General features: G+C 65.8%; 8 protein-coding genes. 6 read left to right on the top strand and 2 right to left on the bottom strand.

All coding sequences use genetic code 11. The features are described 5' to 3' along the window. Positions 1-69: 69 nt before the first annotated feature. Positions 70-792 (bottom strand): iron-sulfur cluster repair protein YtfE, encoded by a 723-nt coding sequence (gene ytfE, locus AC0GNO_RS16485; protein ID WP_472904730.1) that lies wholly within the window; start codon positions 790-792, stop codon positions 70-72. Between the two features lie 126 nt (positions 793-918). On the opposite strand from ytfE, the gene AC0GNO_RS16480 reads away from it, so the two are divergent. After that, positions 919-1398, top strand: a complete 480-nt coding sequence (locus tag AC0GNO_RS16480; RefSeq protein ID WP_472904729.1) for an Rrf2 family transcriptional regulator — start codon at positions 919-921, stop codon at positions 1396-1398. A 5-nt stretch (positions 1399-1403) separates the two neighbouring features. Here AC0GNO_RS16480 and ccoG read toward each other — a convergent pair whose 3' ends face one another. Further along, positions 1404-2828 (bottom strand): cytochrome c oxidase accessory protein CcoG, encoded by a 1425-nt coding sequence (gene ccoG, locus AC0GNO_RS16475; protein ID WP_472904728.1) that lies wholly within the window; start codon positions 2826-2828, stop codon positions 1404-1406. 148 nt (positions 2829-2976) lie between these two features. On the opposite strand from ccoG, the gene AC0GNO_RS16470 reads away from it, so the two are divergent. The 5 genes from AC0GNO_RS16470 to AC0GNO_RS16450 all read left to right on the top strand — a co-directional run bounded on the left by AC0GNO_RS16470 (position 2977) and on the right by AC0GNO_RS16450 (position 12923). Continuing rightward, positions 2977-4908: a type IV pili methyl-accepting chemotaxis transducer N-terminal domain-containing protein gene (locus tag AC0GNO_RS16470; RefSeq protein WP_472904727.1), complete on the top strand. Its 1932-nt coding sequence runs from the start codon at positions 2977-2979 to the stop codon at positions 4906-4908. Next, positions 4905-5597 carry a response regulator gene (locus tag AC0GNO_RS16465; RefSeq protein ID WP_472904726.1) on the top strand — a complete coding sequence of 231 codons (693 nt, stop codon included), beginning with the start codon at positions 4905-4907 and terminating at the stop codon, positions 5595-5597. The genes AC0GNO_RS16470 and AC0GNO_RS16465 overlap by 4 nt, the downstream gene beginning before the upstream one ends. Positions 5598-5767: 170 nt before the next feature. Next, on the top strand, positions 5768-7036 hold the full coding sequence (locus tag AC0GNO_RS16460) for an MFS transporter (RefSeq protein WP_472904725.1): 1269 nt from the start codon (positions 5768-5770) through the stop codon (positions 7034-7036). 24 nt (positions 7037-7060) lie between these two features. Beyond that, positions 7061-8719 (top strand): MFS transporter, encoded by a 1659-nt coding sequence (locus AC0GNO_RS16455; RefSeq protein ID WP_472904724.1) that lies wholly within the window; start codon positions 7061-7063, stop codon positions 8717-8719. 376 nt (positions 8720-9095) lie between these two features. Further along, positions 9096-12923: a nitrate reductase subunit alpha gene (locus tag AC0GNO_RS16450; RefSeq protein ID WP_472904723.1), complete on the top strand. Its 3828-nt coding sequence runs from the start codon at positions 9096-9098 to the stop codon at positions 12921-12923. Positions 12924-12945 lie beyond the last annotated feature (22 nt).

Raw genomic sequence — 12945 nt, 5'->3', positions numbered from 1 at the left:
AAGGTATCAGCGGCCCGGGGCCCGGACGTTGACCTGGGTCAAGGGGCTCATGGCTTGATCTGGCGCAAGTCAGGCGCAACCACAGGCCGATCCGCAGCCCGTCTGCACCTGGGCCTCGAACTGCGGGAACAGCACGTTGTTTTCCAGGTGGATGTGGTTGATCAGGTCGTCGGACAGCTGCGCAATGCCGGCGTACAGGGCGCGCCAGGTGTTGCACGCGCCGCGCGGCGGGTTGGCGTCGTCGGTGAGGGCCATCAGGCGTTCGAGCTGCGCGCCGTGGCCGGTGTGGTCGTCGCGCATGGTCTGGATCGGCCCGCTGTCTGCACCCTGGCCACCCGCTCGCAGCAAAGGGAACAGCACCTGTTCTTCCAGCGCCATGTGGCCCAGCAGTTCGGCCTCCATGGTCTCCAGCAATTCGGCCAGTCCGACCGGCACATCCGGATTTTCGCGGTGCACGGCCTCCACGCGACGGGCCATGCGGATCAACTCGGGCAGTTGCTCGCGGTGCACCGCGTGGTAACGCGTGAGGATGTGGTCGACCAGCGCCTCGGGCGATTCGGTGGCGGGCAGTTCGTCCGGACGCTCCAGTTCCGCGAGTTCGGCCAGCACCGCGTCCAGCGGCAGGCCCTTGCTGGCGCAGGCCTGTTGCAGCGCCACCTGGCCGCCGCAGCAGAAATCGAGCTTGAGGCGGCGGAACACCGCGGTCGATCCCGGCAGGTTGACGGCGATCTGGCCAATGGCCTGCTGGGCGCGGTCGGTGGTGGGGATGGCAACGGTGGCGGCGTGGTTCATGGGGCTTCCTTAAATATTCACAGTGAATGCATGTATTAAAAGATAAAATTCAGACGAGGTGAATATTTCCTCAGAACGACACGGGGTATCCGGAAGAACGATGCCCCGCCGCCAGGAGATCTCGGCATGCGACTGACCCACTGGAGCGACTACAGCCTGCGGGTGCTGATGTACTGTGCCGCCTGCGCGCAACGCGTGAAGCCCGCCACCATCAGCGAGATCGCCGAGGCCCATGGCATCTCGCGCAGCCACCTGACCAAGATCGTGATGACGCTCTCCAGCATGGGCCTGCTGGAGACCACGCGCGGTCGTGGCGGCGGTCTGCGCCTGCTCAAGCCGGCGCAGGCGATCGTGCTGGGCGACGTGATCCGCCAGACCGAGACAGACTTCACCCTGGTTGAATGTTTCGACAGCGAGCACAACACTTGCCGGCTCGACGGCTATTGCCGCCTCAAGGGCGCGCTGCGGCAGGCGATGGACAGCTACCTCGCGGTGCTCGACGGGGTGACGCTGGCCGACCTGATTGCGCCCATGCCGGCTGTCGGCGGCGCGAATTCCGCTGCCCGCATCCAGCTGGTACCGGGCTTGCCTGCCTTCAGGAGCTGAGCCGCTCAGTGACGCGGCACGACGAAGGTCGTGCGCACGGTGAGCGCTGGCTCGGTTGGACCGTCCACCGGCAGGACCTCGATCACCACCGGCAGTGTCTGGCCACTGTGGCGCTGTGCCCATGCGAGCGGCAGCACCAGGCGCACCGGCATGCTGGCGGTGCCGTTGGCGCCCACCGACAGTTCGGCAGCCGTGTCCAGGCGCAGGCCCTCCAGACCGGTGACCCGGGTGATGTAGCCGCGCGGTCGCTCCAGGCTGTTGGTGATCTGCAGCCGGTAGGTGTTTTCCACGTCGCCGTTGCCGGTCTGGCGCGCCAGCGCGCCGCGGTCGCGGCTGAGCGCCACGCCGTAGTCGCTGCGGTTCCCGACGCTCCAGACGAAGGCGCTGCCCAGCACCAGCAGCAGCGCGGCGTAGATCAGCACGCGCGGGCGCCAGACCCGCCGCAGCATGCGCGCAACCGACCAGCCCTGCTCGATACCGTTGCCCGACGAGTAGCGGATCAGGCCGGGCGCGTAGCCCATCTTGTCCATCACCTCGTCGCAGACGTCGATGCAGGCCGCGCAGGCGATGCATTCGTTCTGCAAACCGTTTCGGATGTCGATGCCGGTCGGGCACACCTGCACGCACAGCGTGCAGTCGACGCAGTCGCCCAGACCCAGCGCCTTGGGGTCGGCCTTGCGCGAGCGCGCACCACGGTTCTCGCCCCGCTTCGTGTCGTAGGCGATGACCATGGAATCCATGTCGATCAGCGCGCTCTGGAAGCGCGCGTAAGGGCACATGTATTTGCACACCTGCTCGCGCATGAAGCCGGCGTTGCCGTAGGTGGCGAAGCCGTAGAAGAAGACCCAGAACGTGGCCCAGGGCGTGAGCGTCAGCGCCAGGCTCTGCTCGGCCAGGCTGTGGATGGGAATGAAATAGCCGGTGAAGCTGAAACCGGTGAACAGCGCGATGGCGATCCAGGCCACCTGCTTGCCGGTCTTGCGCAGCAGCTTCTCCAGCCCCCAGGGCCGGGCGTCCAGCCGCATGCGCGCGCTGCGGTCGCCTTCGGTGTGCCGCTCGACCCAGAGGAAAATCTCGGTGTAGACGGTCTGCGGACAGGCGTAGCCACACCACACGCGGCCGGCGATGGCGGTGACGAAAAACAGCGCCAGTGCCGACAGCACCAGCAGCGCGGCGAGGTAGATGAAGTCCTGCGGCTGCAGCACCAGGCCGAACACATAGAAGTGACGCTCCTCCAGGTTGAACAGCACCGCCTGGCGGCCATTCCATTGCAGCCAGGGCAGGCCATAGAACACGATCTGGGTCAGCCAGACCATCACCCAGCGCCAGCGCGCAAAGCGCCCGCTCACCGAGCGCGGGTAGATCTTCTGCTGCTGGTCCAGCAAGGGAAAGAACACCGGCTGGGCCGCCGGTTCGCGTGTATTTGACATGGCATCGATGGCACGAAAAGATGCATTTTAGATGCACATTAGTTTGACGATCTGGCGCCGTGCAAACCCCTGCCCGTGCCGGGGTCTCCGGCACCGGGTGCGCAACGGGCTGGTATCGGGGTCGGTGCAAAGCCGCTAACCTACGGTCATGCCATCCACCGTCTCGCTCTCGATCAAGCTGATCCGCATCGGCGCCAGCCTGCTGGTCATCGCGCTGGCTTCGATCGGGCTCACGCTGTGGGTGACCTGGCAGCTCGAAGGCGGTGCCGCGGCAGTGAACGAAGCCGGCCGCATGCGCATGCAGACCTGGCGCCTCAACAGCGCGGTGGCGGCCCAGCTGCCGGCCAGCGAGGTCCAGGCCCTGGTGTCCCAGTTCGATGGCAGCCTGGGCCTGCTGCGCAGCGGCGACCCCAGCCGTCCGCTGTTCGTGCCCTGGGACGACGAGGTGGCCCAGCAGTTCGTCATTGTCGAGGCGCTGTGGCAGAACCAGCGCCCGCTGTGGCTGGGTGAGCTGCCGCCCGATGCGGCGCGCTCGCTGCAGGCCGCGGGCGAGTTTGTCGACGCCATCGACCGCTTCGTGCTGGTGATCGAGAAGCAGCTCTCGGGCTACACCGCCATCCTGAACCTGTTCCAGTTCGTGATGATGGCGCTGGCCATTGGCGGGGCGGTGATCATGCTCTACACCGGGTACCTCTATGTGATCAACCCGCTGGCCCATCTGCGCAGGGTGCTGGCGCAGGTGGAAGCGGGCGAATTCGGCACCCGCATCGACGTTGACACGCAGGACGAGTTTGGCCAGGTGGCCGCCGGCTTCAACCGCATGGCCAGCACCCTGCAGTCGCTCTACGAGGGGCTGGAGGCCAAGGTGCAGGCCAAGACGCAGCGCATCGAGGCGCAGCGCGCCCGTCTGGAAGCGCTCTATGAAGTGAGCGCCTTTCTGGCCCAGGCCAACACCATCGAGGAACTCTCGCGCGGCTTCTCGCAGCGCGTGCGCCAGGTCATGAAGGCCGACGCGGTGGCGGTGCGCTGGTCCGACGAAGCCAACCAGCGTTACCTGATGCTGGCCTCCGACTGTTTCCCGCAGGAGATGCAGGAAGAAGAGCGCAGCCTGCTGGCCGGTGCCTGCGCCTGCGGCAACCTCAGGCCCGACGCCCGCACCCGGGTCATTCCCATCCTCAGCCACGACGCCGCTCCCATGCGGCACTGCGCGCGCGCGGGCTACGAGAGCCTGGTGAGCGTGCCGGTGCGCCTGCAGCAGCGCCTGATCGGCGAGATCGACCTGTTCTTTCGCAGCGATGTGCAGATCAACGCCGACGAGACCGAACTGCTCGATGCGCTCGCCAGCCACCTGGCCAGCGCGCTCGAAGGCCTGCGCGCCGCGGCGCTGGAGCGCGAGGCCGCGGTGGGCGAGGAGCGCGCCCTGCTGGCGCGCGAGCTGCACGACTCGATCGCGCAGTCGCTGGCGTTCCTGAAGATCCAGGCCGGCCTGCTGCGCAGCGCGCTGCAGAAGCAGCAGCCCGACCAGGTGAGTTCCACGCTGGACGAGCTCGATACCGGCCTGAAGGAGAGCATCAACGACGTGCGCGAGCTGCTGGTGCACTTCCGCACCCGCACCAACACCGACGACATCGAGGCCGCGCTGCAGGAAACGCTGCAGAAGTTCCAGCACCAGACCGGTCTGCCCACGCGCCTGCAGCTCGATGGGCAGGGCCTGCCGCTGCCGGCCGACGTGCAGGTGCAGGTGCTGCATGTGCTGCAGGAAGCGCTGTCCAACGTGCGCAAGCACGCCGGCGCCAGCCACGTCAGCCTCGACGTGTTCAAGGGCGCGCGCTGGCGCTTTGTCGTGCGCGACAATGGCGCCGGCTTCGACACCCGGCAGCAGCGCAGCGAAAACCACGTCGGCATGAAGATCATGCGCGAGCGTGCCGAGCGCATCGGGGCCAGCGTGGAACTGCTGTCCAGCCCCGGCCAGGGCACCACGGTGACCCTGATCCTGCCCCCGTACCCGGTGAGCGCCCCTGGCATCGGCACGCTGGGCCTGAACCTGCAAGAACTGTCCGAGACCCTGCCCGCCCCATGATCCATGCACCCGCGCCCCGCATCCAGCTGCTGCTGGTCGACGACCACAACCTGTTTCGCCGCGGCCTGCGGGCCCTGCTGTCGCAGGACGAGCGCTTCCAGGTGATCTGTGAGGCGGGTGACATCGGCGAAGCCCTGCGCTGCCTGGCGCAGACGCCCCAACCCGACGTGATCCTGCTCGACAACCACCTGCCTGGTGTGCGCGGCGTGGACGCGATACCCGCGTTGAAAGACGCCGCACCGCAGGCGCGCATCCTGATGCTCACCGTGAGCGAGAACGAGGACGACCTCGCGGCCGCCTTGCGCGCCGGTGCCGACGGTTACCTGCTCAAGACGGTGGAATCCGATCACCTGGGCGAGACCATCGTCAAGGTGCTGGATGGCGAATCGGTGATCAGCCCGCAGATGCTGACCAAGCTGGTTTCGGTGTTCCGCGCCCGCCCGGCCGGCAGCGCGCCGGCACCGCTGGAGCCACCCCGGTCCGACGGCCCCTCGCCCGACCTGCTCTCGCCGCGCGAGCGCGAAATCCTGCTGCTGATCGCGCGTGGCGACAGCAACAAGCTGATCGCTCGCTCGCTCGACATTGCCGAAACCACGGTGAAGATCCACGTGCAGCACATCCTGCGCAAGCTGGGCCTGAGTTCGCGGGTACAGGCTGCGGTCTATGCGACCAGCCGGGGTCTGGCCTGAAATCCGCTTGATCCACATCAAGCGCGGGTGATTCCGGCCCCGGGGTAGTTCTTCCGGACGATGCCGGTCATCGGGCCATCGTTCTTCTGTCTTGTGCTCGCGCCACCATCGGTGGATATTCGGCGGGGCGCGAAAAGCGGACATTCCTGTCATGCCTCAGGAGAAAGAACATGGCCTCTGAACTTCGCAATCAACGGAAAGCCTGGTCGGTGCTGATCGTCAGCACGCTGGCTTTCACCGTCTGCTTCATGGTGTGGATGATGTTTGGCGTCATCGGCATCCCGATCAAGAAAGCGCTCGACCTCAATTCCACGCAGTTCGGCCTGCTGATGGCCACGCCGGTGCTCACCGGCTCGCTGGTGCGCGTGCCGCTGGGCATCTGGACCGACCGTTACGGCGGCCGCATCGTGATGACCATCCTGATGGCGCTCACCGTGCCGGCGATCTGGATGATGAGCTACGCCACCGCCTACTGGCACTTCCTCACCATCGGCCTCTTCGTCGGCCTGGCCGGCGGCTCGTTCTCGGTCGGCACGCCCTATGTGGCGCGCTGGTTTCCGAAAAACCGCCAGGGCATGGCCATGGGCGTGTACGGCGCCGGCAACTCGGGCGCTGCGGTCAACAAGTTCGTCGCGCCGGTGCTGCTGGTCGCCTTCGGCTGGACCATGGTGCCGCAGGTCTACGCGGCCATCATGCTGGGCACGGTGATCCTGTTCTGGCTCTTCAGCCACAGCGACCCGGCGCACCTGGTGCCGAGCAACGTGACCTTCAAGGACCAGCTCAAGTCGCTGAAGGACCCCAAGGTCATCAAGTACTGCCAGTACTACAGCATCGTGTTCGGTGGCTACGTGGCGCTGAGCCTGTGGATGGTGCAGTACTACGTCGGCGAGTTCGGCCTCGACATCCGCGTCGCCGCCCTGCTGGCCGCGGCGTTCTCGCTGCCCGGCGGCGTGCTGCGCGCCATCGGCGGCATCCTGTCGGACAAGTTCGGTGCCCACAAGGTCACCTGGTGGGTGATGTGGGTGAGCTGGATCTGCCTGTTCCTGTTGTCCTACCCGCAGACCGACTTCACCGTCACGACCGTGGACGGACCCAAGACCTTCCACATCGGCCTCAATGTCTACATGTTCACCGGCCTGATGTTCATCCTGGGCATTTCCTGGGCCTTCGGCAAGGCCAGCGTCTTCAAGTACATCAGCGACGACTACCCGAAAAACATCGGCGCCATCAGCGGCATCGTCGGCCTGGCCGGCGGCATGGGCGGCTTCGTGTTGCCCATCATGTTCGGCGCGCTGATGGACCTGACCGGCATCCGCTCCAGCGCCTTCATGCTGATGTACGGCGTGGTCTGGGTCTCGCTGATCTGGATGTACTGGACCGAAGTGCGCAAGACCCAGGTCATGGGCGCCGACGCCAAATCCTTTTCCCTTCAGAACTGACCCCCGCGGTCGGCACACACCACCATGAACACCAAAGCCAACCTGTCTGCCTCGGGCGCCGCTGCCGGCGACCACGGGGCCGACATCGCCGACTGGCGGCCCGAGGACGAGCGTTTCTGGGAAACCAGAGGCAAAAAAATCGCCTACCGCAACCTCTGGATCTCGGTGCCCGCGCTGCTCTGCGGCTTCGCGGTCTGGGGCATGTGGGGCATCATCACGGTGCAGATGCTCAACCTGGGCTTCCCCTTCACCCAGGCCGAGCTCTTCACGCTGACCGCCATCTCGGGCATCGCCGGCGCCACCATGCGCATCCCGGCGTCCTTCCTGGTGCGCCTGGCCGGTGGCCGCAACACCATCTTCCTCACCACCGCCATGCTGCTGGCCCCGGCCATCGGCACCGGCGTGGCGCTGCAGCACCCCGAGTGGCCGCTGTGGGTGTTCCAGCTGCTGGCGCTGTGGTCGGGCGTGGGCGGTGGCAACTTTGCGTCCTCCATGTCCAACATCAGCACCTTCTTCCCCAAGCGGCTGCAGGGCACGGCGCTGGGCCTGAACGCCGGCCTGGGCAACTTCGGCGTGACGACGATGCAGATCGTGATCCCGCTGGTGATGACGGTGCCGCTGCTGGGCGCCCTCGGCGGTGAGTCCATGACGCTGGTGAAAGACAGCGGCTGGATCTTCGGCAAGATCGCCGCCGGCACGCCCACCTGGATCCAGAACGCCGGCTTTGCCTGGGTGATCTCGCTGATTCCCCTGTCGATCCTGGCCTGGTTCGGCATGAACAACCTGAAGACGGTGTCGCCCGATGCAGGCAACCCGATCGCCGCGTTCGCCAAGGTCACCTACCTCTACACCCTGGCCTTCATCCCGGCCATCTTCATGCTCTGGCTGTACCTGCCAGCGCCCACCGGCCTGGGCATCCTGAACATGTGGGTGGCGATCCCGCTGGACATCATCCTCGCGCTGCTGATGATGAAGCTCGCGGCCTTCGGCCCCATGAAGGAGGGCGTGAGCAAGCAGTTCGCGATCTTCCGCAACAAACACACCTGGTCGCTCACCGCGCTCTACATCGTCACCTTCGGTTCCTTCATCGGCTTCTCGATGGTGCTGCCGCTCGCCATCACGGTGATCTTCGGCTTCCAGCACGTGGCCGATGCGGCCGGTGTCATGACGCACACGCTGAAAAACCCGAACGCCCCCTCGGCCCTCACCTACGCCTGGATCGGCCCCTTCGTCGGTGCCGCGGTGCGCCCGCTCGGCGGCTGGATCTCCGACAAGGTCGGTGGTTCCATCGTCACCCAGGTCATCTCGGCCGTGATGGTGCTGGCGTCCGGCGCGGTGGGCTACGTGATGATGATGGCCTACGGCTCGGCCACGCCCGAGCAGTACTTCCCCGCCTTCATTGGCCTGTTCATCGTGCTGTTCTTCGCCAGCGGCATCGGCAACGGCTCGACCTTCCGCACCATCGGCGTCATCTTCGACCGCCAGCAGGCCGGCCCCGTGCTGGGCTGGACCTCGGCCGTTGCCGCCTACGGTGCCTTCATCGCCCCGGTGGTGATCGGCGCCCAGATCAAGGCCGGCACGCCGCAGTTCGCGATGTACGGCTTCGCGATCTTCTACGCGGTTTGCCTGGTGCTGAACTGGTGGTTCTACCTCCGTGCCGGCGCTGAGATCAAGAACCCATGAAGGCACTTCGTTCCACGGTTGCTTCGGGACTCAGGACGGCGTGGCACTCCGCTCCGTCCGTGTCCCCCGCCCTTCGGGCTCCTCCTTTACCTACCGGAGCGAAGCACCACACCGTCCTGAGTCAGCCAACGATATTGGCGCACCAAGGTCTTCAGTCCGCGCTCCCACCACGCAGGCAGCCGACGGCAGTGGGGTGCACGGTTCCGGGAGGTAAAGGAGGAGCCCGAAGGGCGGGGGACACGGACGGAACCGTGTGCCCCGCTGCCCTCGGCCCCCACAAAAGCAGGCATGCAAAAGCAGTCCAAAAAGCCCTGCCCAACAAACCAAACAGCAAGCTGCAAATGACCCCAACAACACCCACCAACCGGAGCGCCCCATGAGCCACTTTCTGGACCGATTGACCCACTTCAGCCTGCCCAAGGAGGCCTTTTCGGGCAACCACGGTCTCACCACCAACGAAGACCGCACCTGGGAAGACGGCTACCGCAACCGCTGGGCGCACGACAAGATCGTTCGCAGCACGCACGGTGTGAACTGCACCGGCAGCTGCTCGTGGAAGATCTACGTCAAGGGCGGCATCGTCACCTGGGAAACCCAGCAGACCGACTACCCGCGCACGCGCTGGGACATGCCCAACCACGAACCGCGCGGCTGCGCCCGTGGGGCCTCGTACAGCTGGTACCTGTATTCCGCCAACCGCGTGAAATATCCGATGGTGCGCGGGCGCCTGCTGGAACGCTGGCGCGCCGCGCTCACGGTCAGCAAGAGCCCGGTGGATGCCTGGGCGCTGATCCAGCAAGACCCCGAAGCCCGGCGCGACTACCAGCAGGTGCGCGGCATGGGCGGCTTCGTGCGCAGCACCTGGGACGAGGTCAACCAGCTCATCGCCGCGGCCAACGTCTACACCATCAAGCAGCACGGTGCCGACCGCATCATCGGCTTCTCGCCGATCCCCGCCATGTCCATGGTGAGCTACGCCGCCGGTTCGCGCTACCTGTCGCTCATCGGCGGTACCTGCATGAGCTTCTACGACTGGTACTGCGACCTGCCCCCGGCCAGCCCGCAGGTCTGGGGTGAACAGACCGACGTGCCCGAATCGGCCGACTGGTACAACAGCAGCTTCATCATCGCCTGGGGTTCCAACGTGCCCCAGACCCGCACGCCCGACGCCCACTTCTTCACCGAGGTGCGCTACAAAGGCGCGAAGACGGTGGCGGTGACGCCCGACTATTCCGAGGTCGCCAAGCTGTCCGACCTGTGGCTGCACCCCAAGCAGGGCACCGACGCGGCGCTCGCCATGGCCATGGGCCATGTGGCGCTGAAAGAGTTCTACTTCCCCGATGGCGGCAAGCAGCGCTCCAGCTATTTCGACGACTACGCCCGCCGCTACACCGACCTGCCGCTGCTGGTGATGCTGAAGGAACACACCCTGCCCGACGGCACGGTGACCATGGTGCCCGACCGCTACCTGCGCGCCAGCGACTTCAACGGCCAGCTGGGCCAGAAGAGCAACCCCGAGTGGAAAACCGTGGCCTTCGACACCGCCGGCAAGGCGGTGCTGCCCAACGGCTCGATCGGCTTCCGCTGGGGTGAGCCCGGCCGCGAAGACGAAGGCAAGTGGAACCTGGAATCCAAAGAGGCGCGCGGCAACAGCGAGGTGAAACTCAAGCTCTCGGTGATCGAAGACGGCGAGCAGGAGACCCAGGTGGTGGACGTGGGCTTCCCTTATTTCGGTGGCAACGCCACGCCCCACTTCACCGCCAACGCACAGAGCGGCGAGATCAACCACGCCAAAGTGCCCGCCGTGCGCCTGCGCCTGGGCAAGGCCGGTGAAGAACGTTACGCCATGGTCGCCACCGTGTTCGACCTGCAGGTCGCGCAGTACGGCATCGACCGCGGTCTGGGCAGTGGCGCCAAAGACTTCAACGACGACGCCGCCTACACGCCGGCCTGGCAGGAAAGCATCACCGGTGTGCCGCGCGACCAGGTCATCACCGTGGCGCGCCAGTTCGCCGACAACGCCGACAAGACCCATGGCAAATCCATGGTGATCATCGGCGCGGCCATGAACCACTGGTACCACGCCGACATGAACTACCGCGGCGTCATCAACCTCCTGATGATGTGCGGCTGCATCGGCCAGAGCGGTGGCGGCTGGGCGCACTACGTGGGCCAGGAAAAGCTGCGTCCGCAGACCGGCTGGGTGCCGCTGGCCTTTGCCACCGACTGGGTGCGCCCGCCGCGCCAGATGAACAGCACCAGCTTCTTCTACGCCCACACCGACCAGTGGCGCTACGAGAAGCTCGGCATGGAAGAGATCGTCTCGCCCACGCTGAGCGCCGCCGACAAGGCCGCCTTCAGCGGCAGCATGATCGACTTCAACGTGCGCGCCGAACGCATGGGCTGGCTGCCCAGCGCACCGCAGCTCAAGACGAATCCGATGCAGGTGGTCAAGGACGCGCAGGCCGCCGGCCTGGACGCCAAGGACTACGTGGTCAAGGCCCTGAAGGACGGCACGCTGGAGATGAGCTGCGAAGACCCGGACGCACCGCAGAACTGGCCGCGCAACATGTTCGTGTGGCGCTCCAACCTGCTGGGCTCCAGCGGCAAGGGCCACGAGTATTTCTGCAAGCACCTGCTGGGCACCGAGAACGGCGTGCAGGGCAAGGACCTCGGCAAGGACGACGCCAAGCCGGCCGAAGTGAAGTGGCACCCGAACGCACCGCAAGGCAAGCTGGACCTGCTGGTCACGCTCGACTTCCGCATGAGCACGACCTGCCTGTACTCCGACATCGTGCTGCCCACGGCCAGCTGGTACGAGAAAAACGACCTCAACACCAGCGACATGCACCCCTTCATCCACCCGCTGTCGGCGGCCGTGGACCCGGTGTGGCAGGCGCGTTCGGACTGGGAGATCTACAAGGGTTTTGCCAAGACCTTCAGCGAGGTCTGCGTCGGCCACCTGGGCGTGGAAAAAGAGGTGGTGCTCTCGCCCATCATGCACGACACCCCCGGCGAAATGGCGCAGGCCTTTGAAGTCAAGGAATGGAAGAAGGGCCACTGCGAACTGATCCCCGGCAAGACCGCGCCGCAGGTCGCCGTGGTCGAGCGCGACTACCCCAACACCTTTAAACGCTTCACGGCCCTGGGCCCGCTGCTCGACAAGCTGGGCAACGGTGGCAAGGGCATCGGCTGGAAGACCGGCACCGAGGTCGAACAGCTCGGCCAGCTCAACGGCAAGACGCTGGACGAAGGCGTGTCGCAGGGCATGCCGAAGATCGTCACCGACATCGACGCCTGCGAGGTGATCCTGCAGCTCGCCCCTGAGACCAATGGCCACGTGGCCGTGAAGGCCTGGGAAGCGCTGGGCAAGCAGACCGGGCGCGACCACACCCACCTGGCGATCTACCGCGAAGACGAGAAGATCCGTTACCGCGACATCCAGGCGCAACCGCGCAAGATCATCAGCTCGCCCACCTGGAGCGGTATCGAGAGCGAGACGGTGAGCTACAACGCCGGCTACACCAACGTGCACGAATACATCCCATGGCGCACCCTCACCGGTCGCCAGCAGTTCTACCAGGACCACCCCTGGATGATCGCCTTCGGTGAAGGCCTGGCCAGCTACCGGCCGCCGGTGGACCTGAAGACCACCGAGGGCATCCACAACATCAAGCCCAACGGCAACAAAGAGATCCAGCTGAACTTCATCACGCCGCACCAGAAGTGGGGGATTCACTCCACCTACAGCGACAACCTGATGATGCTCACGCTGAACCGCGGCGGCACCGTGGTCTGGCTCAGCGAAGACGACGCGAAGTCGGCCGGCATTGAAGACAACGACTGGGTCGAGCTGTTCAACATCAACGGCGCCGTGGCGGCCCGTGCGGTGGTGAGCCAGCGTGTGAATCCCGGCATGGTGATGATGTACCACTCGCAGGAAAAGATCATCAACACCCCCGGGTCGGAGATCACCGGCGTGCGCGGCGGCATCCACAACTCGGTGACCCGCATCGTGCTCAAGCCCACCCACATGATCGGCGGCTACGCGCAGCTCAGCTACGGCTTCAACTACTACGGGACCATCGGCACCAACCGTGACGAGTTCGTGGTGGTGCGCAAGATGGACAAGGTCGACTGGCTCGACACACCGGCCGACGACCACCTCGTTCGCGCCTACCAGTCGCAAGGCGAGAACCCCTGAGCCCACGGCCCTTCATTCGGAG

The sequence above is a fragment of the Hydrogenophaga sp. L310 genome (genome assembly GCF_055703065.1).
Note: the sequence above shows the minus strand (reverse complement) of the source record. Positions and strands in the feature narration are given on the sequence as shown.

Excerpts from the sequence above, each read along its gene's own strand:
- ytfE (WP_472904730.1), bottom strand. The coding sequence starts at position 792 with ATGAACCACGCCGCCACCGTTGCCATCCCCACCACCGACCGCGCCCAG.
- AC0GNO_RS16480 (WP_472904729.1), top strand. The coding sequence starts at position 919 with ATGCGACTGACCCACTGGAGCGACTACAGCCTGCGGGTGCTGATGTAC.
- ccoG (WP_472904728.1), bottom strand. The coding sequence starts at position 2,828 with ATGTCAAATACACGCGAACCGGCGGCCCAGCCGGTGTTCTTTCCCTTG.
- AC0GNO_RS16470 (WP_472904727.1), top strand. The coding sequence starts at position 2,977 with ATGCCATCCACCGTCTCGCTCTCGATCAAGCTGATCCGCATCGGCGCC.
- AC0GNO_RS16465 (WP_472904726.1), top strand. The coding sequence starts at position 4,905 with ATGATCCATGCACCCGCGCCCCGCATCCAGCTGCTGCTGGTCGACGAC.
- AC0GNO_RS16460 (WP_472904725.1), top strand. The coding sequence starts at position 5,768 with ATGGCCTCTGAACTTCGCAATCAACGGAAAGCCTGGTCGGTGCTGATC.
- AC0GNO_RS16455 (WP_472904724.1), top strand. The coding sequence starts at position 7,061 with ATGAACACCAAAGCCAACCTGTCTGCCTCGGGCGCCGCTGCCGGCGAC.
- AC0GNO_RS16450 (WP_472904723.1), top strand. The coding sequence starts at position 9,096 with ATGAGCCACTTTCTGGACCGATTGACCCACTTCAGCCTGCCCAAGGAG.